The following is a 21,858-nucleotide window of genomic DNA, read 5'->3' as shown; positions in this document are numbered from 1 at the left end:
GAACGGCGGTCAATGTTTTCGTGTCAATACTCAGATTTTGTCATCCGTCCGCTCCGGCGTAGTGTTAGGCAGCTAGAGAGAATTCGCGCCTTACGAGCTGTTATCATCAGGTCTCATAGTGATGATGACTTTTCCTTTGGCATGCCCCGCCCCAAGATATTGAAGGGCATGTGATGTTGCTCTTAACGGATAACATCTATCAATTACGGGTATGATTTTGCCAGATTCAAGCAGCTCTCCAATAATAGACAGGTCCTTTTGCTTCACTTGCGCTATCCCCATAAATGAGAGTTGCTGACGTCCAACTTTCGATAGTATGGGTCCCACAAGCGCTGCCTGAATAATTTGAGCCAGCTTCCCTCCAGCTGAGACATAGATGCCCGTAGGACTCAATGCCCTGCGATAATCAAAAATCGAGTGGTAGCCGTTGACAGCAAAGATCAAGTCAAATTGCCGTCCATTCGTCGTAAAATCTTCTCGCGTATAATCAATAGCGTAGTTTGCCCCCATTGAGCGAGCGATATCCAGGTTTTGGGTGCTACAGACAGCCGTTACGATGGTCTCGAAGGATTTGGCTATCTGCACAGCGAACGTCCCTACGCCACCAGAAGCTCCATTGATGAGAACCTTTTGACCTGGCTGGATTCGGCCTTTATTGTGAAGTCCTTGTAGCGCTGTCAAGGCTGCTACAGGGGTAGCAGCCGCAGCCTCAAACGATACGTTGGCCGGTTTCTGTACCAACTCATGTTCATCAGCGCACGCATAGTCTGCAAATGAACCTTTGGCTATTCCAAAGACTTCATCCCCTGGCTGCAACTGGGTTACGCGATCGCCTACAGCTTCAACCTGACCAGCCACGTCTAGTCCAAGTGAAGTCTCTTTGGGTTTGGAAAGTGTACCGTTTGTTAAACGGATCACCGGAGGACCTGTTAGATGATACCAATCCAACATGTTGACAGATGCCGCATGAACCTTTAGCAAAACTTGATTATCCTTAGGTAACGGTTTCTCGGTCTCTATGAGTTCAATGACATCTGGGGAACCATACTTTGTGTATACAACCTTTTTCATTTAGATGACCTTCTGTTCAAGACTTACACCCTTAATCAACAACGACAAACAGAGTGTTGCCTCCCCCAAAAAACATGGGATAAAGATATAAGGGGACAAACTAACAGCGAATTCAGGGACTAGAAAGTTGGCGAAACTATTAATCAGGTAACACGCTCCCCCTATCGCCAAAAGCAAACCTATTATTCGAGGAAGGACACCTAATCTGAAAATTAAATAACCAGCCAGAAGACAGAAGCAGCCAAAAAATGCAAGACTGAGATTAAACCCTATAACTTGTAGCAGGAAGTGCATATAAGTCGTAGCCTGAAGCTGTTCTGCGGTTATTGTGGCAGCACTCTGTAAAAGGATTAGAGGGACAAATTGATTGAGTAAGCTGACACCCTCAATAGTCGCTGCTACCAATATAAAAAGCATCACTAGTCGAGAGAGACTTTTGTTTGCAAGCTCGAATAGGTCGTAAAAGATGACTGCTAGAGGGATATTACAAAGAACTACGATGATGTGAATGCTAAGTCCGAATCTATAGAGCGATTCGTTTGCCAGGATGTTATTTACCGTAGCTGCTGCATCACCATGTACGACGATCGTGGAAGGAACATAGCCCGCACCGAAGAGTCCTCCAATGATAATGATTAAGTATAAAACGCCACCCATTCTCGCTTTGAATGGCAACGAAGCTTCTGCAATCATTTCTTTCATTACTCCATTCCTGTTGTGAGTATTTATCACCGACACAAGAAGCTTATGGGCAAGACGATATGAGGGTCATACCACTGGAGTATTATTCAAGGAGTAATTACCCATCAATAAAGGGAAGTTGGGTGATGGGGAGCCTGATGACTACGTTGAGGACAAAACACCCAAAGCACGGGCCTTCGCAACGGCGCCTGCCCGGTGATGGGCATCGAGTTTGCCGTAAATATTTCGAGTATGCACTTTCACTGTATTCACCGAAAGAAAGAGTATCGTCGCAATTTCCTGATTGGTTCGACCCTCTGCTATCAGGTGAAGCACCTCGATTTCTCGCTTGCTCAATGGTTCGAGCAACCTGGCTGCTTGAGGTTGCGTTTTTAACGATTTTTTGGGTTCTAACTCGTTAAGAGGAAACGCAGTTAACACGCGCTGTACATAATTAGGTGTTATTTTGCGAGCAAGGGCCTCATAGAGTAAACGCGCCATGGGCTGGCCTTCATTTACAAAGATACGGAGGTAACCCTCAGTTTCTGCTAGTGTGAGGGCGCGTTCCAAAAACTGGAGGGCGGAAGAGATATGGCCTTGTGCTTCATTGATGATTGCTTGCAAGATGAGGATCTCAATCATGCTGCCTGACCTGCCACCTGCTTCTGCTGCTGAGTATAGTTGCGTCAGAAGTTTCATTGCTTTTTGAAAGGTCTCGTCTGTTTGGTCACGTCTATACTGAACAATGAGTACCCTAGCGAATGTGATGTACTCGAATTCTTGCAAATAGTTGAGCTTATCATCAATAGACAGGTCTTGCTCACGCACCCAACTAAGAGCTTCTGCCAGCCTGCCTTGTCGGAGCCATACCCGCGTTTTCAAGGCGGCTACAGGGCAAAGATTGGGAACAGGACTTCTACGGTAGAGTTGTCCCGCTTCTTCGAGTAACTTGAGGGCATCATCCAGTTCTCCCTGCTCGACCTTTAATTGAGCCTGAAAAAGATATAAGCCATAGGGCCATTCCGGTAATGCTGCTCGTTTGTCGAGTGTCTCGCATTTCTGCAGGTGCTGTTTAGCAGCTTCCTCGTTGCCCTGTTCATGATAAAGCTGGCTCAACCCGAGATGTAAGTCAGTTGTGCCCGGCAATACTGGCTCGCCTTGTGCTGTTGCAAAGAGTAAGGCCTCTTTATAGAGATTAACTGCGTCAAAAAGACGCCCCTGGGCAATCTTAATACCAGCCAATGTATAGATTCCACTGATTGCAAAAAGGAGATGTCCTGTCGTCCGCAAGCGTGCGATCGCATCGGACATATACTGAACGGCCATCTCCAAATCCCCATCCCTCCAATAAGCCAGACCTAGCAGAGAGCTTGCGAGGCCAGCGATATAATGGTTCGTCTCAGATAGGAGGTTGAGTGTTTGCCGGGCATGTTTGATAGTGCCAGCATTATCGCTGAGTGCCTGAGCATGAAAAGCCCAAGCAACGCCTAATAACCCTTGCTGCGAACGGAATGTTTTCTCATCCTGACTGCTTGGCGAAGTCTCCAGAGAATCACGGGTGTTTACTGTCAGTTCCAATAAACGATCTGCGTCCTTCAGTCGGTTCTCTGCAGCCTGCAACTGACCTGAGAAAAGCAACTCCCAGGCAAGGCCAATACTGAGCGTAGTCCGGGTTCGGACTAACTCGTTTGGCAGTGTCTTTACCCATTCTGTCCAGGTTGCATTCTGATAATAGGATCCACTATTAGCTGACCATTCCAGTTCGATTAGATCCGCCGCGCGCTCGAAATGTCGGGCAGCGAGGGCGTGGTGGATCGCATTAGGCCGCAAATTATTCTGCTCGTACCATGCACATGCTCTTAGATGTAGCTCAGCTACATGGTCGGGGTGCCCCTGAGTTAAGCGTACTTGCAGAGCATCTGTAAAAAGATGATGGTAGCGATACCACTCGCGTTTGTCATCTAGCGGAACCAGCAGCAAATTTGTGCGTTCTAGATACTCTAAGATTTCTTGGCCTGGGGTAGAAGCTTGGGACAGAACAGCATCACAAAGAGAGCCACATAGGCGATCAAGAATAGATGTGGATAATAGGAAGTTCTGGATACTTTCGGGCTGTTGTTCTAGAATTTCTTCAATTAGATAATCCAGCACAAAATAATGACTACCGGAGAAAGATTTGATAAAGGTGGTTGTGTCTTGGCGTCCTTGTAAGGATATCGCTGCCAATTGCAGGCCGGTAATCCAACCTTCAGTGCGATTTTCAAGTGCGGTAATCTCTTCTATCGAGAGATTGAGATCCATCACCTGGTTCAGAAATTCAGCCGTTTCGACTTGGGTAAAGCGCAAATCGGGGGCACGCAGTTCGGTCAACTGACCCCCCGCGCGCAGCCGTGCTAGGGGCAGCGGTGGGTCTTCGCGGGTGGCAATAACAAGGTGCATACAAGATGGCGGCAGGTGCTGGACCCAAAACTCCATTGCCTGATCCACTGGTTCGGATTCAATGCGGTGGTAGTCATCAAGGACGAGGATGACGTTTTCGGAAACGGCCGTAATTTCATTGATCAACGTCGTTAGAAGCGAATTGAGTGGGGGCGGTTGGGGTGATTTTAATGCTCTTAAAACCCCCTCACCGAGTTGAGTTTCCCCCTTAACCTTGCTTAAGGTGAGCGTTTGCAAGGCAGACACAACGTAAATCAGAAAGCGAGTTGGATCATTATGCTCCTCATCTAGTGACAGCCATGCCACCGGCTGTTCACAGACGGCAATCCATTCGCTGAGTAAAGTTGTTTTGCCAAAACCAGCAGCAGCAGAAATGAGGGTTAGCTTGTAGTGTAGCCCCGCATTCAGTCGTTCAATAAGGCGTGGACGCACCACAGCGTTGGGTCGTGGTGGAGGGATATACAGTTTGCTGGTTAAAATTGGCCTGTACATTCCTTAAATCATAAAACACTTAAAAACAGTCTCCAGTTTTGCTTCATTTTGGAGGCTTGGGATTATCCCACTGAAGTAGTCAGCAAAATCAAAATTAAGTGCTTCAATAAAAATTCCAGATAATCATATTCACGTTAGCTGCAAGACTTTTCTCGCCATTGCTATGTCAAAAAGAGTGTACAGCCCAGGGTGAAGTCTGCCTAACGACCCCGTTCACCCGCCGCTAGTCATCTCTCGGAACTCACCAACCAACTTGATTCGGTCGGTGTGCAACGGGATTGTTAGGCATGATTTTCACAGACTACGTAAGGTTCAATCCTCCGTCTGAAATTATAATCTCACCCGTAAGATAATGGCTTGTAACCAGCATCGAAGCCACCTGTGCAATCTCTTCTGGCTGCGCTCCTCGCTCCATTGGCGATCGCTCTTCCCACAACTTTCGGGCTGCTGTCCAATCTTTGCTCATTGGAGTTTCAACTAAACCCGGTGCGATCGCATTCACACGAATTTGTGGTGCAAGACTCAATGCAAGCAGCTTCGTCATGTGGTTTAGAGCAGCTTTACTTGCAGAATATGGGATTGAGGCTCCTTTTGGGCGAATCCCAGCATGAGAACTAATATTGAGAATGCAACTAGGACAGTCAGGGCTGGATGACTGACGTAGCGCATTTTCAGCCTCTGCAATGAGTGTCCAAGGTGCAATGACGTTGACTTCATACAGATCTCGCCAGACCTCTGGTGTCGCTTCCTTAAGGGATGTATGTGGAATTGTGGCACTAACCCCTGCATTATTGACCAACACATCTATCCGCCTGTGATGCGATAAGACTCTAGCAATCAAATCACGAGCCTGACCTTGATCGGACAAATCAGCTTGGAAATAAGATGCACCAGGATACGCTGTCGCTAGTGACTGCCCAACTGACACCGATGACCTGGAATGAAAAACAACAGTAAACCCATCTTCAGCAAGCCGCTTTGCGATCGCCATCCCAATTCCTGATGTCGAACCCGTCACCAGTGCAACTCTCTTTTCGCTTCCCTTCTCAGTCACAGTCTGACACTTCTCATTTTCCTTGAGTTTAATTCTGCCTAACTCTTATTAGATCGACAGTTTCAGTCTATCTGCCCGAAACAGGGTGGATATGTTGATTATTCGCAGTATATCTCACCAAGTTGGGTGGATAGGCTGCAATTTATCCATATAGTCCGCTCATATCGGATGAATATATTGAAAATTTCAGTATAGCTGCCGAGTTTTCTCAGTAAGTTTTTCTGGTTGCAGGTCAAGATAAACACATTTATTCTGCGCCTACCACCTATAGGGATTCAACCACGAAAGCTACCAGACCACGTCAGAGACTAGATTCGCTTAAAGCATTGCTCCGACCGCGCTGATTCACTGCCAATGCCAGCGGACTTCGCCATCCGGTTGGTCAACCACCGTAATCCCCCCCGCCGCAAGCCGATCGCGAATATCATCTGCCATAGCAAAGTCGCGCTGTTGCCGGGCCGCCTGACGCTGCTGGATCAGATCAGCGATCGCAGCCTCATCCAAGTCACCCGCCGTACCGTTTGCTTTAGCCTCAAATCCTAAAACCTGGGATAGATGCAACAGGGTTTGCCACTGCTGCAAGAGCACATCAGGTCTGGATTGGGGCTTCCCTTCGTGAACCAGACGGTTTCCCTCCCGCTGCAACCCTTTGGCCAGCTCAAACAGCACTGCCAGAGCCCCCGGCGTGTTCAGGTCATCATCCATGGCGGTTTGGAACCTTTCGACCCACGGGTTGTCTAGGCTGAGTTCCTGAAGAGAAGATTGAAGGGGGGCGACTGACCATCCCAGCGCGGCTCCGTGGTGGTCGCCAAAGAGGAGTCCGGCTTTCAGGGTTTGCCAACTGTTGATCGCGGCTGCGATGGCATCTTTCGTAAAATCCAGTGGCTTCCGATAATGCCCCTGCAGCACGAACAGCCGCACTACCATCGGGTCTACCGGCTGCGGATACTCCGGCCAACGACCCTCTAGCAAATCGCGAATCGTAGTGAAGTTGCCCAGGGATTTCGACATCTTTTCGCCCTTCACCGTCACCATGCCGTTGTGTAGCCAGTAGTTGGCCAGGGGTTTGCCGTTGGCGGCCTGGGATTGGGCGATTTCATTCTCGTGGTGGGGAAACACGAGGTCGCCGCCACCACCGTGGATATCGATGGTGGCCCCCAGTCGGGCTCGAATCATCGCGGAACATTCGATATGCCAGCCCGGTCGGCCCGGTCCCCAGGGAGAGTCCCACGCCGGTTCGTCGGGTTTGGCTCCCTTCCAGAGGGCAAAGTCCGCTGGGTTGGCCTTGGCGGTAGCCGCCAGATCGCGACCACTCGCTCCCGCCTGCAGGGTTGCCAGCGATCGCCCCGAAAGCTGGCCATAGTCGGCAAACTGCTCTACCCGATAATACACATCGCCCCCGGCAGCGTAGGCATAGCCCTTAGCCTCTAACTGACCAATCAACTCATGAATCGCCTCAATATGTTCCGTCACCCTGGGATACTCATCGGCATCCATCACATTCAGGCGGTGCATGTCTTCAAAGTAGCGCTGGATGTAGCGCTCTGAGATAGCCGCCATGGTTGTGCCCTCGGCTCTGGCCCGGTTGAGGATTTTGTCGTCAATATCGGTGAAGTTTTGCACGTAATGAACCACGTACCCCCGCCAGCGCAGGTATCGCCGCAGCACATCCCACCCCAGGTATGACCGGGCATGGCCCAGGTGGCAATCGTCATAAACCGTCACCCCACAGCAATACAGAGTTACCCGTCCTGGATGGCTGGGGGTAAAGGGTTGTTTGCGTTTGGTGAGGCTGTTGTAGAAAGTGAGGAACATGGGAAATAGGTGGGCGAGTGGATGGGTGGGCGGGTAGATGGGGATCGGGTGCTAGATGCCGCAACGGGTTTCTTGATACCAGCCAAAACCTGAAACCTGAAACCCAGAACCTAAAACCTAATCCTCATCTGCAACACAGTTCATCAACTTTTCTTCCATCACCTTGAGATCCAAATTTCGGCCAATGCAGACGAGTTGAGTGCCGGGTGATCCTGGCCATTCCGAGTCTTCAAGCTGAAACCGCTTACCCGTGAGCTGGAAAAAGTGACGGGCAGGGCTTTCTTTGAACCAGAGAATCCCCTTCATGCGGAACAGTTCTGGTGGCAAGTGATAGTCAAGGAACTGCTGAAACTTCTTGAGGGCAAAGGGCTGATCGGAGCGGAACGCCATCGAGACAAAGCCATCGTTATCCAGGTGGTCGGAGTGATGGTGATGATGTTCGTGGGGATGATCGTGGTCGTGATGATGCCCGTGATGCCCGTGGTCGTGAGCCTCGTGTTCGGAGTGATGGTCATGATCATGGGCCGCTTTCTCGGCATCAGCTTGGGCCACGGCTTGATACAGACCGCGATCGCCCACCTTCACATCGATGATCAGCGGCAGGGGTACCCGGCCATGCTGAGCGTGGAGAATCTTGACATCTTCTCGGAAGGTGCGAATCCCTGATTCCACCGCCTCAAGACGATCTGGTGAGACCAAGTCGGTTTTATTCAGCAGCAGAATATCGCCATAGGCCACCTGACTCATCGCCGCCTGGCTGTTGAATAAGTCGGGTTCAAAGGTTTCGGCGTCAATTACCGTCAGGATGGAGTCGAGTCGAGTCATGTCCCGCAGCTCGGTGCCGAGGAAGGTGAGGGTAATGGGTAGGGGGTCGGCAACGCCAGTGGTTTCGACTACAAGGTAGTCAATTCTGTCCCGTTTCTCCAGCACTCGATATACCGCTTGCATCAGGTCATCGTTGATGGTGCAGCAGATGCAGCCGTTGGTCAGCTCCACCATGTCCTGCTCCACGGTGACCAGAAACTGACTGTCGATATTGATGTCACCAAATTCATTCACTAGCACCGCAACGCGAAAGGCATCGAAGTTTTGGAGGATGTGATTCAGCAGCGTAGTTTTGCCACTGCCGAGAAAGCCCGTGATGATGGTGACGGGGAGGCGGGTGTCGTGGGTGTCGGAGGTTTTTAGCATGGGAAGAGTGAGGGTGGATGGGTGGATGGGTGGGGAGTCGGGGAGTAAGGGAGTAAGGGAGTTGGGGAGTTATTCCATCACCCCATCACTCCATCACTCCGACCTTTTTCCCCTAATGGAAACTCGGACTATGACGAATTAAACTCATGAACTCCTGGCGGGTTTTGGGGTCTGCGGCGAAGACGCCGCGCATGGCGCTGGTGGTGGTCCAGGAGCCGGGCTTTTGGACGCCGCGCATGACCATGCACATGTGGCTCGCTTCGACGACGACGGCAACGCCCTGGGGTTTTAGCAAACCTTCCAGGGCATCAGCAATCTGGGCGGTGAGCCGTTCCTGGACTTGCAGACGCCGGGCATACATTTCGCAGATGCGGGCAATTTTGGAGAGGCCGATCACCTTGCCGTTGGGAATATAGGCCACATGGGCGCGACCCAGAATCGGCAAGATGTGATGTTCGCAGGAACTGAACAGGTCGATGTCGCGCACCAGCACCATTTCGTTGGTGTTTTCGTGGAAGACAGCGCCGTTGAGCAGGTCACCCAGGGATTGGTGATAGCCCGAGGTGAGAAATTTCAGGGCTTTGACGACCCGCTTGGGGGTGTCGATCAGCCCTTCGCGATCGGGGTCTTCACCCAAACCTAGCAGCAGGGTACGGACGGCCTGCTCCATCTCCTGATCGGAGACGGGGGGCTCAGCTTTGGTTTTGAGTGTTCCTGAACGAATATCGTCACGAGAAATCGATAAGGTCATAAATCAGTCCTAACTACGGTAGAAAAGGGGAAGCTTGCACTCCCCCCGTGGGTGGGACACGCCTTTGGGGCACGGACACTGGGTAATTCCGGCAATGCCAGAGGGAACCCAAGCGGGGTTTGGCCACTTCTCGCTAGGACAGTAGGGAGACTCGACTACCGGCCAAACAATTGGTGAGGTGTTGGTGCAGTTGCAGGAGGTTCAACTGACGACCAATGAACACGAGTTGATTTTGGGGTGGGGTGGTCCAGGGTTCGGGGGTAATGCTGCACCGTTTGCCGCTGAGCTGAAAGATAAAACGCTCTTCCTCGCCCTCGAACCAGAGAATGCCTTTGGCCCGGAACACATCGACGGGCATCTGGGCCATCAAGAAATGCTCGAACCTAGTCAGGTTGAAGGGGCGATCGCTCTTAAACGGCACCGAGACAAAGCCATCCTGAGTAAGGTGGGGGGATGTGCTGTTGAATGTCTGACATTCCTCTACGTCCAGACTCAACACCGGGGGCTCTGCCAAACCCACATCTAGCAAGGCAGAAAGGGGCAGCCCATCGGCTTCTGCCGTCAGCGAACACCGCAGGAATCGTGCCTGCTCTTTGATGCTGTGAATGTAGGCTTCTAACTGGGTTAGCTTAGACTCTGGTACTAAATCGGCCTTGTTCAGCAAGATAATGTCGCCGTAGATTAACTGACTGAGTGCCGCATCACTGCTGAAGTGATCTTCTGTAAAGGCTTCCGCATCTACCACAGTAATGACAGAATCCAGGTGAGTGAAGGCTTTCAGCTCCGTACTCAGAAACGTCACCATGATGGGTAGCGGGTCGGCCAGTCCCGTGGTTTCTACCACCAGATAGTCCATCCGCTCTTCCCGTTCCAGCACGGCATACACCGCATCCACCAGGCTGTCGTTAATCGTGCAGCAGATGCAGCCGTTGCTCAGCTCCACCATGTTTTCTTCCACCGACGCCAACAGCTGGCTATCGATGTTGATGTCACCAAATTCATTCACCAGCACCGCTACCTTCAACTCTTGGCGGTTAGTCAAAATGTGGTTCAGCAGCGTGGTCTTGCCGCTCCCCAAAAATCCGGTAATCAGGGTCACTGGCATTCCCCGTTTGGGCATCAGTTCTGATAATGAAGCAGTCATTTCATCGACCTCAAAACAGTGGATGAAATCGGTGTTGCCATCTGCAAGCGATCGCAAGGAATATGATCGGCCAGTCGTGTCGTGATGCCAATCACCGCTATAGATTTCCAGGGTTGCCTCTGCAACAGCCTCGAAGAGGAGCGAATCGCCAGGAAAGATAACGCGGTCGAAATACCAATGGGGAATGTTGGAAATCTGAGCAATTTGTACGTCAGCTGACGGATTGTGATAGCTGCACAGGATTCTGTTTGGCTGTTGGGTTGGCAGGGCATCAAGAATTTGGGGCATGGTTCAGGAAGCCAGAACGCGGGCTTTGGAGATCAGAATGGTCAGCAGAAAAATGGCCAGTTGAACGGTGACAATGCTGGGACCGGAGGGTAAATCGAATAGGGCAGACACCATCATGCCGATGACCGCACTTAAGGCCCCTAGACCAGCAGAGATGAGGATGTAGTGAGAAAATTTGCGGCTGAGGAGGCGGGCGGCGCAGGCGGGAATCACCACAAAGGCGCTGATGAGTAAGACGCCGATCGCCTTGATGGAGATGCCAACAACCAGAGCCAGCAGCACAATGAAGGCGGTGCGCTGGGCGGAGACAGACACGCCACGGGCAATCGCCATCGGTTCATTCAGGGTGAGGAGAATTTGCGATCGCAGCGTCAAGCCAATGAACGCCGCACATACTGCCAACAGCAGGGTGCTGAAGATCAGATCAGCGGTTTGCACGGCCAGAATATCGCCAAACAACAGATCGGCGATGCCCCCCTGATACTCGTCCCGAAAACTAAGCAGAATAATGCCTAGCGCCAGGGACGATGAACAAACGATTTGCAATAAGGCATCACTCCAGAGGTGAGTGTGTTCTAGAAAGTAGGCCACCCCCAGGGCAAACAGCACCGCAAAGGGCAACAGCGACCAGGAGGGATTGAAGTCCAACAACACCCCAATGCCGATGCCAAGCAGCGCTGACTCTCCCAGTGCCTCGCTGAAGAAAGAAAGCTGCCGGAGAATAGTAAAGCTGCCCAGCAAGCCGCCCATGAGTCCGCTCAAAACGCCGCCCATCAGCGCCCGTTGCATGAAGGACAGTTGAAAGAGTTCGATAACGCGGGTGAGTTCGGTAGGCATACGCGCCCTCCATAAAAATCAATAACCCCATTCCCCATTCCCCATTCCCCATTCCCCATTCCCCAATTCCCCTAACAACGATGGTGATAACGAACAAACTCGGAACCATAGGCCAGCGACAGGTTTTCCGGCGAGAGGGCGTGACCAGGAACCCCTTGGCAAAGCAAGGTGCGGTTGAGGCAAAGGACGCGATCGCAATTGCGACGCACCATATCCAGATCATGGGAAATCTGCAAAATCGCCCACCCCTGTTCCTGCTTCAGTTGATAGAGCAACTGATAAAAATCAGATTCACTGCGGGCATCCAACCCTGCTGGAGCTTCATCCAAAATCAGCAGGGAGCGGGGACGCACCAGACAATAGGCCAGCAGCACCCGTTTGGTTTCTCCTCCCGATAGACTACTAACCAGTTGATCGCGCAGATGCCAGGCCTCCACCTGCGACAACGCTGCTCGCACCGCATGACGACGAGCTCGCCCGCCTACCCAAGGGAATTGTGGTCCCACCCGATCCCAGCCCAGCCCTACCAGCTCAGACGCGGTGATGGGAATGCGACGATCGAACAAAAAGTTTTGCGGCAAATAAGCAATGCGTTGCCGCACCGCTGTCGGTAAGTAGCCCCTGGCAGATAGAGGATGCCCCAGCACAAATACGTCCCCCGATTGGCGCGGCAAAATGCCCAGCACCGCCTGAATCAGGGTGCTTTTTCCGGCTCCGTTGGGGCCGATGATGGCAGTGTCTGTTCCGGGTTGCACCGCAAAAGACACATCCTCCACAGCCCGGTGAGTTTCACGGTAAACCGTTAACCCCTCAATAACTAAAACCGGATCGCTCAAGTCATGCTCCTTGCTCAGAACTGAACTGGCATCAAAACCGCAGACCCACCCGCTGGGGCACAACTGCCGCCGGTTGGGGCACCCAGAGCGTTAGCCACGCCTGATTAGAGGCCTCAAAGGACGCCGCGAGATTATCGGCGTTCTGGCGCATGGTGTTCAGGTAGTAGTCAGGCTGAATCGCGTCGGCAGGCCCGGTTTCAAGGGGGTCGAATACGCTGACTTTGATGTTGAGGTCGTTAGCGATCGCATCAAAAGACTCCTGTCCTGCCTGCGGTTCCGTTAGGATCGTCTTCAGACCTTCCGCCTGCACCGTTTCCATCACTCGCTTCACGTCTTCAGGAGACGGATTCTCTTCGGGAATACCCACCAGCGTCTCGGTTTGCAGTCCATAACTGTCGGCAAAATAAGCGGCAAAGTCGTGGAACACCACAAAGGTCTGTCCCGCAAAGGGAGCCAGCTTTTCAGTAATTTCAGTGTCCAGAGTCTCTAACTCGGCGATGAAGGCTTCAGCGTTAGCGGTATATTCGGCTTCGCCGCCTGGATCAGCCGCAATCAGTCCATCCCGAATGTTTTCTACCTGCTCGATCGCCCGTTTGGGATCTAGCCAAACATGAGGATCAAATTCACCATGGGCGTGACCGTGGCCAGCGTGATCATGCTCCTCGCCTTCGGCATGGGCTTCGCCTTCAGCATGATCGTGGGCTTCACCCTCAGCGTGATCATGGCCGTCTTCCTTGGCATGGTCGTGACCGTGGTCACCCGCACTGGCCAGGGTTGCAATGCCTTCGCTGGAGTCGATGACCACCAGGTCGGCATTTCCCGCGTTCTCGACCATGTCATCCAGGAAGAATTCCATCTCCAGACCATTTTTCACCAGCACGTCGGCATTGGCGATCGCCTGGGCGTCGCCGGGTTTGGCCTGATACTCGTGGGGACCCACATTGGTGGGAAGCAGTTGCACCACCTCAGCGCGATCGCCCGCCACCGCTGTAGTGAACTGCGTGATGGGCAGAATGGTCGTCACCACCTGCAACGAATCTTCTGGAGTGGCAGCCACCTCAGATTCGGGAGACTCCGTCTCACTGGTAGGCGAGGTGGTGGCACAACTACCCAGGCCAAGGGTGATCGCCGCAGAGGTTGCCAGCAACAGAGCGGTTCGAGAGGGGAAGAGCTGGGGCATGGGCGTTCTCCTGAAATGCATGAAAGAACTGACTTGTTTTTTTGAGAATGATTATTATTCTAATGCGTTTAACATGCTAGAGGTTCACTTCTTGTCTGTCAATTGCCAACCAAATCCCTTACCCTGGGCGCCATAGCGGACCGTTCTGAAACTCACTGCATTGGTATATGGGCTGTACAGGGTGTAAGTGGCCTTCCCCGGTTCTTTGCCGACACTGCCAACTCCAACAACCTGGCGATCGCGTACTGTCTGAGTCATTGTCTGAGCTGGGGCATCTAGAGTAGCCACGGTGGAGGTCACGGCCCCTTCTGGAATTTGCAGGTGAAACGTTAACCCAGATCGCCCACAAAATAGTGTTTTGGCGTCTGCCCGCAGCAGTCGATCCAGCAGTTGCATCGGCGGCGTTTCCGGCGTCAGCCGGTCATGGCACCCCACCGTACTGCCGTGAATCAGCAGGCAATCCAGCTCAAAGAAGCCAAAATCCAGCGACTTAAGCCACTGCACCGTTTGCCGCGACACCGATTTCCAGAGGCGTTCAACCCCATCTGTGCCAGTCTGCTTCAACAACTCGGTTGCCTCCGGATCATTGCCCATACCGTGCAAGTTGAAACACTGCTCCTCCCACCAGCCGATACAGACCTGCGGCGTGAGTTCATGCTTGCGGGGCTGACGCACCCGTTGCACCAACGCTTCACATTGTGAATGAGGGCCGACGAGATCGCCCAGAATATAAAGCGCTTCGACCTCACAGCGCAGCCGTTTGAGGTCAACGAGCACCGCTTCGTAGGCGGGGAGGTTGCCGTTGATGCCGGAGAGAATGGCCCAGTGAGTCATCGCTATCGTTCACACACGTGAGTTGGATCATCGGCTTTTTCGGCGTATTCCAACCCCTTTGAAAGTCGCCAGGCGAAGATAGCAGGGAGTCCTTTTTCGAGAATAGCGGCACAAGTTTTGGTGAAGTCGTATTCGACTTCGCGGAGTTTTACCTGTTGGGCATCCGTGTTGTAGATGACGTAGGTGGCGTTGGGGCGTCCATGGCGGGGTTCTCCGACGGAACCGGCGTTGATGATGTGCTTGAGAGAGGATGGAGTGTTAGAAGAGTAGGTGGGTGACTGGGTAGATGGGGAAGCAACTTTGAGGGTGAGGTGACTGTTTTCCAGATGACGCACGTAGGGAATGTGGGTGTGACCGCAGAAGAGGGTATCAGCTCCAGTGAAGAGGACTCGTTCTAGAGCTACGAAAGCACTGGTGTCGGGCAGCAAATATTCGTGCTGGCTGTGGGGACTGCCGTGGACGAAGCACAGATTCTCCTGCTGCAGGATCAGGGGCAGACTGGCCAAATAGGTGCGGGTTTCGAGGGTGACTTCGCGATTCGTCCACTCGTGGGCTCGGTGACCTCGGGTTTCGGCCAGCAGGGAAGGATAGCTACAGTCGCAGGCATTTAGCCCGTCAACGATGTCTTCATCCCAACAGCCCTGACAGGTGGGAATGTTGAGTGCGCGAATGCGGGCGACGACTTCGTTAGGGTAAGGGCCATAACCCACTAGATCGCCCAGACAGTAGATCTGGTCAACGTCCTGCTGGTCAATCTCCCGCAGGACGGCTTCCAACGCTTCCAGGTTGCCGTGGATGCAGGACAGAACGGCGATATTCATGCCACCTCCAGAGAGTGAGAATCTTGCAGGGATGCCTGATAGGAGGCCAGGAGCGAGTCGGATAAATAGCAGTCCTTCAGGGTGGTGGCGATTGCCCCTTCATCCAGCCCCTGCCCCACGACCTCAATGCCACTGAATCGATTGGGACGCCCCTGTACCCAGCGGGGTAGATTGAGTTCGGTGTAGGCGCTACCGGGCAGGCTGTTCACAAAATCAAAATGGAACGCTTGACCATCGGCCAGCTCAAAAATGCCTTTGGCCCGATGCACCTCGCCATAGGCACCCTGGGTCAACTCCTGCCAGAAGGTATCCAGGCTGGGCGGGTCGAACACCTGACCGCTCAACGGTGCCCGCCACATCTGAGCCGCTTGCAGGTCAAGGGTCGATTGATTGCCCTGAATCACCGCATTGGCCCACAGTTGCCAGCCCGCATCGCGATTCTCCTGAGCCACCAGCGCCACCCGGCGGTGAGGTCGATTTTCCAACAATGGGATATCCGTTTCTAGCTGAAAGCCCAACTCAAAATAGACGGGTATCCCAGCTGATAGGCGTTGCAGCAGTTCCGTTTCAGGCTGGCGATGGAAGATTTCGACTTTGGGAAACCGCGCCGTCACGCGAGTCGCATCAATGGGCACCGTACCAACTCCCGGCGTGACGTAAACCGCAGGCGTCGGCATCTGAGCCAGTTCCTGCAGAATCCAGGTCGTTTTGCCTGCGCCACAGGGGCCAGCGACGACGGTGATCATAGGCTTGCAACGTGGTAACGATAATCATTATCATATTGCTTGCATCCTATTTGAGCAACCTCAGTCAACCGTTATGGCTCAGTCGCAGACCGATATTGCCGTCATTGGGCCGGACCGCAGGCCCTCACCCTGGTCACCCATGTGTTGCAAAAGAAGGCGAAACTGTGCGATCGCATCCAGGTATTTGACCCCAGTGGTGCCTGGATGACCCAGTGGCAGCAACAGTTTGCGGCACAAGAAATTGCCGAACTGCGATGGTCCAAAGGACCGGTCTTCGACCATCGCCCGCCGTCCATCATCCGGACCCCAATGCCCACGCTCTGCGCACCTTTGCCGAAGGGCGCTATGACAAACTGCACCCGCCCTACGACCGTCCCGGCACGCGCCTGTTTCAAGAGTTCTGCGACACGGTGGTGCAGCGTTGGCAGTTGCAAAATCATGTGGTGACCGCAGCAGTTACACGATTGGAGACCTTGCAGAAAAGACCTTTCCGATTTCGGTTGACTTTATCGACAGGGAATACGGTGCTGGCGCGGCGGGTCGTGCTAGCCATGGGAGGTGGGCAGCCCTACCTACCCGATTGGGGCAAGCAAATCAGTGCCACCTATCCGCCGGAAAGGTTGTGCCATGCCAACCAAATCCGGCTGCCTGCCTTGAATTCACTCAAAGGTGAAACGGTGCTCATTGTGGGCAGTGGCTTGACCAGCGGGCACCTGGCGGTCGGGGCTGTGAAGCGCGGCGCGAAAGTGGTGATGATGGCGCGACGCACGTTTCAGGAAAAGCTGTTCGATGCCGAACCGGGGTGGCTGGGGCCGAAGTATCTGAAAGGTTTCCACGAGGAAGCGGATATGCAGGCCCGCTGGCAGATGGTACAGCAAGCCCGCAATGGCGGCTCGCTCACGCCCGCGATGATGACGCGCCTGCGGCAACTCCAGCGGCAAGGGCACATCACCTTTTACGAGCACTGTCAGGTCGCGGATGCCCAGTGGCAAGGGGACGCCTGGAAGGTGTGCTGCGACACCACTCGGTGCATGATTGCATCACCCATCAACCGATTCACCGCATCTGGCTCGCCACGGGAACGACCCTGGATATCCGATCTCATCCCTTATTGACGGACGTGTTAGCGCAATATCCCATCGCAACTATCAACGGCTTGCCCGTTTTGGATGAACACCTGCGCTGGCCGGGCTGCGAACTGTTTTTGATGGGACCGTGGGCGGCGTTGCACATCGGCCCGGTAGCCCGAAACTTGTTTGGAGGGAAACTAGCCTGCGATGGTCCAAAGGACCGGCCTTCGGCCATCGCATCGTACCTGCCCTGACCAAAGCCACCCTATCGTTCGCCTAACCATCCACCCACCCTGAACCACAGCCCATAGGCCATAATGAGCCCATACAATCCCTGATCCACTCGTGAGCAACTCCAAGCCCAAGGACATTTGCCAGATTCGGTGCTTCAACACCGAGTTAGTTCACCATGTCCAAAACACGCTGCCCAGTGATGACACCCTGGAAATAGCCCAAATCATCTTTGGAGCCTTAGCTGACCGCTCTCGACTGAAAATTCTCTATGCCCTGAGCCATGACCAGGAACTCTGCGTCTGCGATATCGCCACCCTGCTAGACGTTAAAGTCGCGACCGCCTCCCATCACCTACGCAAACTGCGGGACTTGAAGATTCTCAAATATCGCAATGATGGCAAGCTGGCCTACTATTCACTGCGCGATCGGCGGGTATCCGAAATTCTCAGTTATTCGCTGAAGCAGTTGGTGGATTAGGGATTTTAGGGATTGGGAAGGTCTGTAACGGCTCAAATTAGCGGCGGCAGATCACCTTAAACTCAACGCCAAAGGCTCTTAACTGTCCGCTACATTTGAATTTTTAGCCTGCTCATTCTGTGAAGAAGTGCCTCGTGTCGCCAGCCAACGTTCAAAAGAATTATTGCTTTCACCACTTTTTCTACCAGCTAGCAAACCTTCAATACCAATATGTTCGTCTAAATCAACCCACTCAATTGCATAACCGTCTCCTAAGAGTTGCCAGTTTTGCCGTTCCTTTTGAGATGCTTGCAATAAGCGAGGATACCAAGATAAGGGAACTATTAAACTGCGTCCATCGACCAAGTCCACTATTAAATTTTTATCGGTCACGCTGACTTGTAATGCAAGGGGTTCTGTTTCAAGCGTCAAAGTAGTCATGCCAAGCCTCCAACAGTATTTGTTCGTGTTCCTCCACCAGCCGAGAAATATCGTTCAATTCGTGGTCCTTAAACCCTCGATTCTTTCCTAAAGAAACAGAATCAAGCCAAAATTTAGCTAGCTGCCGATCACGCTTCACGTGGATGTGAGCAGGTTCGCCTCTATCAGAGCTGAAAAAGATGAAACTGTAGGGACCAACCTGAAGAACTGTAGGCATTAGTGAGAACGCTGCTTATCTACCTCTAGTTTAACTTGCAACGACATCTGGAAATTAGTGCTCTATAGTTAGTTTTCAGCTGAATTCCAACAGATGAGATTGATGAACGCCTCCAAAGATAACCTTGCGGCCTAACGGTGCCCATCACCCGCCGCAAATTAATTTTGAATCCAATAGATAGCTTTTCGACGGTCGGCGTGCATGGGCGTTGTTAGCGGCGACCGCTTGCTTTAAATAATTTATGAGCACAGTGCATTTCCCAAAATCTATCGGTGGGGTAGTATAAGTTATAGTAGGGAACGTATTCTACAAGATCGGCAATCGCACTGAGTTGTTAGCCACTCACGCATGCCATGCAAACATCTCGGCAGAAAGTATGCTGCAACCTCCAGAACATAAGAGGTTTGAAGAATGACCAATCAATCAGCGACTTGAGAGACCTGCAAAGACTTGTCAATGCCAGGTGTTATACTTCAGCCTAATCTAAAGCAAGCTTAATTACACTGACTTAACTTATAGAAACCTATGTACCAGAAATACAAATTTCTGTACGAACTAGAGGAGCTACAATTACTTCCCAGAAGCACTTCTCACTTTCACCAAAACAATAAACATCGTGAAGCCACGCTGGAAGATGCCCTTTTGGAGCTTGTTCAATATCAAAATCGAAATCCTCATAGCTGAAAATGCTATCAGCAAATCCCCAACCAACAAATGTCATGAATGTATTGAGTTCTGAAATCTTACCTGGAATTACTACCGTTGGACTTCCTAAGCCTGCCCATATTTCCTCTTGAACACTGAAACCAAATTTCCCGTTGCTATACTTGACCCAAAGCGAGTCAATTTCTCGTAATTCCTCACAGGGAAAGCTTGATATGTTACCAGGTTCTATCGTTCCTTGCTGAGCCCTTCCCATAATATCAAGCATTACTTTACCAGTTTCTCGATCTGATTCTCTCCAATTACCGGAACTTAGAAGACTTTCCAAAGTAGAGAAATCAGAAAGTGTTTGATCCTCTGGGATAGACGTAGGTGGAGCTTGAGGGTCAGAGACAACTGGATTTTGGGGAAGACCATGGCTGAAAAGGAAGAAAACAGCTATAAATGCAGCAAATGCCCCCGCTGCCTTAACTTGTATTCGATTAGAAAGTGAACCCACAAAATCTAAGCTGCCTGCAAACAAGTATGCTGAAAGCCCGGCTGCAAGAGCAGCTAAAAATCTAATGATAGGTAACGTGAGCTGGTTTATGTCTGGGGGGAGAAATAAAAAAAATACAAAGACTATAACGACACCAATAGCTAAAAGTAATCCTATAAATCTTTCCCAGTCAAAGTGATTCTGTGGATCATTCATCGGTGATTAACTGAATTTGTAAATCAATAAACTGTTTGAGATATAAATGAAGTCATGCTGGAAACAACATCTTTCATGCAGCAGTAAAGGGAACTACTGAGAAACTAAAGACACAATATCTTGGAATGTAGACATTACTCTCAGAAAAGTAACAATGCCTTAACGCTTGTTGCAGGTTACCGCATCTAGACTGCTAACAACTAATTAGAAAGAATCGTTCTACCTAATGCGATAGGCTTTCAAACCCATCAAAACACCCATATCATAAGGCCTTCAATGGGATTTGATGACTTCTCAGGCTGGGCACTTAGGCAGAATGTGACGCCCCTACGGATCATAACCTCGTGCTCTTGAGAATTCACGCCGCGCTGCAACCCCCTTGCTCTCTTCCCTAAAGACAAGTATCAATCCTGAAGCGCCAATCTCCCATCACTGTAACCGAACCTCGCTGGATTTCCTGAAAACATTCAAATGGACGTCATAATGTTTTATCCTTTATTCAAACGTTCATTTGAATGTTTGGGTGAAAGCAATGGCCGATCACTGTTGTCAGCACAAGGCCGAAGCCCTGACTCAACTCAAAAAGCGTCAGGCTCGGGTGCTTTGGGCGGTGTTGGGGATTAATCTCGCGATGTTTGTCGTCGAGTTTGGGGCGGGGCTGCGAGCCGATTCCCTTTCCCTCACAGGGGATTCCCTGGATATGTTGGGAGACGCTTTGGTCTATGGCACCAGCCTCTATGTGATTCACCGCAGCGTTAAGGCTCAGGCTGGGGCGGCTTTGCTGAAGGGTGTGATTATGTTTGGATTTGCGATCGCGGTCTTCGCCCGTGCCGTTTACCAGTTTGTGACCGAGGCTGCACCCACAGCAGAAATCATGGGCTTCGTGGGCTTGCTGGCGCTGGTGGCTAACCTGATCTGCCTGTTGCTGCTCACCCGCCATCGCCAGGACAACTTGAACATGTCTTCTGTTTGGCTCTGCTCCCGCAATGACATCATTGCCAACACATCCGTTTTGGTCGCTGCGGGACTGGTGTTGCTCACCCAGTCTCCCATACCGGATTTGTTAGTGGGTCTGCTGCTCACCGTCGTTTTTGCCCGTTCTGCCGGAACAGTCCTGTCGCAATCCTGGCGTGCGATCGCGTAAGCAGCCTATACAGCCAGCACAACCGCTGCTGCCTGCCAAAAACTTAGCTGTGACACGTACAGCCCGTATGACCACACCCCGATCCTTCAGGATGGCCATTCGCACAGGCCTCGCTGCAATAGTAGTGACCCTCTTTTTCAACCGCCTTGCTGGTGTCCACAATGCACAGGCAAGAGTCACAGGCACATTTCATTTGAGTAACAGTCGTCATGGCAATATCCTAAACCGATAGAATGACACAAACACTTGAACACTTGTTCAGGTATCACCATAACACTTGAATGCTTGTTCAGGTATTAAAGCTATAAAATCTTTAGCTTTGGCTGGGGTTGTTGAGCGATCGCTAAAGGTGCTGCTGTTGCTGCTGGATATCGGCTGATTGATGTCGGACTCTGAAGAAAAAGCGATGCAGGCGATCGGGGCCGATGCTCCCGTCAGTGGGATCCTGAGTGTTGAGAAGGCCCAGCGGATGGCCGAGTTTTTTGGCGTGCTGGGCGATCCGAATCGCTGGCGTATTCTGTCAGCACTCGCCTCTCGGGAATTGCGGGTAGGCGAACTGGCTGAGGCGGTTGAGATGACTGAATCCGCTGTTTCCCATCAATTACGAGTGCTACGCACCATGCGGCTAGTCAGCTACCGCAAACGAGGACGCAATGTTTACTATTGCTTGAAAGACAAGCACATTTTCAATCTTTATCGGGAAGCCTCAGAGCATTTGGATGAACCCAACGATGATGACTGACTTTCTGGGCACAGCCA

22 protein-coding genes and 1 pseudogene are annotated in these 21,858 nt (G+C 51.9%); 4 read left to right on the top strand and 19 right to left on the bottom strand.

Translation table 11 applies throughout. From position 1 onward, the window contains the following. Positions 1–90: 90 nt before the first annotated feature. The 15 genes and pseudogenes from XM38_RS22385 to XM38_RS22320 form a co-directional block, all read right to left on the bottom strand. Positions 91–1,071 carry an NAD(P)-dependent alcohol dehydrogenase gene (locus tag XM38_RS22385; RefSeq protein ID WP_080811928.1) on the bottom strand — a complete coding sequence of 327 codons (981 nt, stop codon included), beginning with the start codon at positions 1,069–1,071 and terminating at the stop codon, positions 91–93. Beyond that, complete coding sequence (locus tag XM38_RS22380) at positions 1,072–1,773, bottom strand: DUF4386 domain-containing protein (protein WP_080811927.1); 702 nt, start codon at positions 1,771–1,773, stop codon at positions 1,072–1,074. 141 nt (positions 1,774–1,914) lie between these two features. Continuing rightward, positions 1,915–4,626 (bottom strand): LuxR C-terminal-related transcriptional regulator, encoded by a 2,712-nt coding sequence (locus XM38_RS22375; RefSeq protein WP_187329510.1) that lies wholly within the window; start codon positions 4,624–4,626, stop codon positions 1,915–1,917. A 358-nt stretch (positions 4,627–4,984) separates the two neighbouring features. Beyond that, positions 4,985–5,737, bottom strand: coding sequence for an SDR family NAD(P)-dependent oxidoreductase (locus XM38_RS22370; protein ID WP_080811924.1), 753 nt, complete (start codon positions 5,735–5,737; stop codon positions 4,985–4,987). Positions 5,738–6,082: 345 nt separating this feature from the next. Then, positions 6,083–7,552 (bottom strand): cysteine--tRNA ligase, encoded by a 1,470-nt coding sequence (gene cysS, locus XM38_RS22365; RefSeq protein WP_080811923.1) that lies wholly within the window; start codon positions 7,550–7,552, stop codon positions 6,083–6,085. Between the two features lie 117 nt (positions 7,553–7,669). Beyond that, a complete protein-coding gene (locus tag XM38_RS22360) occupies positions 7,670–8,743 on the bottom strand; it encodes a CobW family GTP-binding protein (protein ID WP_080811921.1) in 1,074 nt (357 codons plus the stop codon). Positions 8,744–8,855: 112 nt separating this feature from the next. Next, positions 8,856–9,494 (bottom strand): GTP cyclohydrolase I FolE, encoded by a 639-nt coding sequence (gene folE / locus XM38_RS22355; RefSeq protein WP_080811920.1) that lies wholly within the window; start codon positions 9,492–9,494, stop codon positions 8,856–8,858. Positions 9,495–9,627: 133 nt separating this feature from the next. Beyond that, on the bottom strand, positions 9,628–10,638 hold the full coding sequence (locus tag XM38_RS22350; protein ID WP_225889498.1) for a CobW family GTP-binding protein: 1,011 nt from the start codon (positions 10,636–10,638) through the stop codon (positions 9,628–9,630). 96 nt (positions 10,639–10,734) lie between these two features. After that, a pseudogene (locus XM38_RS29255) lies at positions 10,735–10,926 on the bottom strand (DUF1830 domain-containing protein); the annotation flags it as partial. Between the two features lie 3 nt (positions 10,927–10,929). Continuing rightward, positions 10,930–11,763, bottom strand: a complete 834-nt coding sequence (locus tag XM38_RS22345) for a metal ABC transporter permease (RefSeq protein WP_088431104.1) — start codon at positions 11,761–11,763, stop codon at positions 10,930–10,932. 71 nt (positions 11,764–11,834) lie between these two features. Beyond that, a complete protein-coding gene (locus XM38_RS22340; RefSeq protein ID WP_080811940.1) occupies positions 11,835–12,599 on the bottom strand; it encodes a metal ABC transporter ATP-binding protein in 765 nt (254 codons plus the stop codon). Positions 12,600–12,630: 31 nt separating this feature from the next. Continuing rightward, a complete protein-coding gene (locus tag XM38_RS22335) occupies positions 12,631–13,779 on the bottom strand; it encodes a metal ABC transporter solute-binding protein, Zn/Mn family (protein WP_080811914.1) in 1,149 nt (382 codons plus the stop codon). An 84-nt stretch (positions 13,780–13,863) separates the two neighbouring features. Continuing rightward, entirely contained in the window at positions 13,864–14,613 is a 750-nt protein-coding gene (locus XM38_RS22330) for a metallophosphoesterase family protein (RefSeq protein WP_088431100.1), read from the bottom strand. A gap of 2 nt (positions 14,614–14,615) precedes the next feature. Continuing rightward, positions 14,616–15,434: a metallophosphoesterase family protein gene (locus tag XM38_RS22325; protein WP_080811911.1), complete on the bottom strand. Its 819-nt coding sequence runs from the start codon at positions 15,432–15,434 to the stop codon at positions 14,616–14,618. Next, positions 15,431–16,180, bottom strand: a complete 750-nt coding sequence (locus XM38_RS22320) for a GTP-binding protein (protein ID WP_080811909.1) — start codon at positions 16,178–16,180, stop codon at positions 15,431–15,433. Before XM38_RS22320 ends, XM38_RS22325 begins: the two co-directional genes overlap by 4 nt. A gap of 254 nt (positions 16,181–16,434) precedes the next feature. Here XM38_RS22320 and XM38_RS22315 point away from each other — a divergent pair, with 254 nt between their 5' ends. Both XM38_RS22315 and XM38_RS22310 read left to right on the top strand, forming a co-directional pair. Next, positions 16,435–17,295 carry a lysine N(6)-hydroxylase/L-ornithine N(5)-oxygenase family protein gene (locus XM38_RS22315; protein WP_256995716.1) on the top strand — a complete coding sequence of 287 codons (861 nt, stop codon included), beginning with the start codon at positions 16,435–16,437 and terminating at the stop codon, positions 17,293–17,295. A 300-nt stretch (positions 17,296–17,595) separates the two neighbouring features. After that, a complete protein-coding gene (locus XM38_RS22310; protein WP_088431098.1) occupies positions 17,596–17,961 on the top strand; it encodes an ArsR/SmtB family transcription factor in 366 nt (121 codons plus the stop codon). 78 nt (positions 17,962–18,039) lie between these two features. Here the strand turns inward: XM38_RS22310 and XM38_RS22305 are convergent, their stop codons facing one another. From XM38_RS22305 to XM38_RS22295, 3 genes are all read right to left on the bottom strand, one after another. After that, positions 18,040–18,381, bottom strand: coding sequence for a DUF2442 domain-containing protein (locus XM38_RS22305; RefSeq protein ID WP_088431096.1), 342 nt, complete (start codon positions 18,379–18,381; stop codon positions 18,040–18,042). After that, entirely contained in the window at positions 18,362–18,598 is a 237-nt protein-coding gene (locus XM38_RS29250) for a DUF4160 domain-containing protein (protein ID WP_088431094.1), read from the bottom strand. Before XM38_RS29250 ends, XM38_RS22305 begins: the two co-directional genes overlap by 20 nt. Before the next feature lie 523 nt (positions 18,599–19,121). Then, complete coding sequence (locus XM38_RS22295; protein WP_088431090.1) at positions 19,122–19,955, bottom strand: GUN4 domain-containing protein; 834 nt, start codon at positions 19,953–19,955, stop codon at positions 19,122–19,124. Positions 19,956–20,487: 532 nt separating this feature from the next. On the opposite strand from XM38_RS22295, the gene XM38_RS22290 reads away from it, so the two are divergent. Then, positions 20,488–21,099, top strand: a complete 612-nt coding sequence (locus tag XM38_RS22290; RefSeq protein ID WP_088431088.1) for a cation efflux transmembrane domain-containing protein — start codon at positions 20,488–20,490, stop codon at positions 21,097–21,099. 43 nt (positions 21,100–21,142) lie between these two features. Here XM38_RS22290 and XM38_RS22285 read toward each other — a convergent pair whose 3' ends face one another. After that, complete coding sequence (locus XM38_RS22285; RefSeq protein WP_088431086.1) at positions 21,143–21,310, bottom strand: metallothionein; 168 nt, start codon at positions 21,308–21,310, stop codon at positions 21,143–21,145. 171 nt (positions 21,311–21,481) lie between these two features. Between XM38_RS22285 and XM38_RS22280 the strand changes: the two genes are divergently transcribed. After that, entirely contained in the window at positions 21,482–21,841 is a 360-nt protein-coding gene (locus XM38_RS22280) for an ArsR/SmtB family transcription factor (RefSeq protein WP_088431084.1), read from the top strand. Positions 21,842–21,858 lie beyond the last annotated feature (17 nt).

It is taken from the genome of Halomicronema hongdechloris C2206, from assembly GCF_002075285.3.
GTDB lineage: Bacteria > Cyanobacteriota > Cyanobacteriia > Phormidesmidales > Phormidesmidaceae > Halomicronema_B > Halomicronema_B hongdechloris.
Note: the sequence above shows the minus strand (reverse complement) of the source record. Positions and strands in the feature narration are given on the sequence as shown.

Coding starts and splice junctions, on each gene's coding strand:
- XM38_RS22385 (WP_080811928.1), bottom strand. CDS start 1,071: ATGAAAAAGGTTGTATACACAAAGTATGGTTCCCCAGATGTCATTGAA.
- XM38_RS22380 (WP_080811927.1), bottom strand. CDS start 1,773: ATGAAAGAAATGATTGCAGAAGCTTCGTTGCCATTCAAAGCGAGAATG.
- cysS (WP_080811923.1), bottom strand. CDS start 7,552: ATGTTCCTCACTTTCTACAACAGCCTCACCAAACGCAAACAACCCTTT.
- XM38_RS22360 (WP_080811921.1), bottom strand. CDS start 8,743: ATGCTAAAAACCTCCGACACCCACGACACCCGCCTCCCCGTCACCATC.
- folE (WP_080811920.1), bottom strand. CDS start 9,494: ATGACCTTATCGATTTCTCGTGACGATATTCGTTCAGGAACACTCAAA.
- XM38_RS22350 (WP_225889498.1), bottom strand. CDS start 10,638: ATGACTGCTTCATTATCAGAACTGATGCCCAAACGGGGAATGCCAGTG.
- XM38_RS22345 (WP_088431104.1), bottom strand. CDS start 11,763: ATGCCTACCGAACTCACCCGCGTTATCGAACTCTTTCAACTGTCCTTC.
- XM38_RS22335 (WP_080811914.1), bottom strand. CDS start 13,779: ATGCCCCAGCTCTTCCCCTCTCGAACCGCTCTGTTGCTGGCAACCTCT.
- XM38_RS22330 (WP_088431100.1), bottom strand. CDS start 14,613: ATGACTCACTGGGCCATTCTCTCCGGCATCAACGGCAACCTCCCCGCC.
- XM38_RS22325 (WP_080811911.1), bottom strand. CDS start 15,434: ATGAATATCGCCGTTCTGTCCTGCATCCACGGCAACCTGGAAGCGTTG.
- XM38_RS22320 (WP_080811909.1), bottom strand. CDS start 16,180: ATGATCACCGTCGTCGCTGGCCCCTGTGGCGCAGGCAAAACGACCTGG.
- XM38_RS22315 (WP_256995716.1), top strand. CDS start 16,435: ATGGTCCAAAGGACCGGTCTTCGACCATCGCCCGCCGTCCATCATCCG.
- XM38_RS22305 (WP_088431096.1), bottom strand. CDS start 18,381: ATGACTACTTTGACGCTTGAAACAGAACCCCTTGCATTACAAGTCAGC.
- XM38_RS29250 (WP_088431094.1), bottom strand. CDS start 18,598: ATGCCTACAGTTCTTCAGGTTGGTCCCTACAGTTTCATCTTTTTCAGC.
- XM38_RS22295 (WP_088431090.1), bottom strand. CDS start 19,955: ATGAATGATCCACAGAATCACTTTGACTGGGAAAGATTTATAGGATTA.
- XM38_RS22290 (WP_088431088.1), top strand. CDS start 20,488: ATGGCCGATCACTGTTGTCAGCACAAGGCCGAAGCCCTGACTCAACTC.
- XM38_RS22285 (WP_088431086.1), bottom strand. CDS start 21,310: ATGACGACTGTTACTCAAATGAAATGTGCCTGTGACTCTTGCCTGTGC.
- XM38_RS22280 (WP_088431084.1), top strand. CDS start 21,482: ATGTCGGACTCTGAAGAAAAAGCGATGCAGGCGATCGGGGCCGATGCT.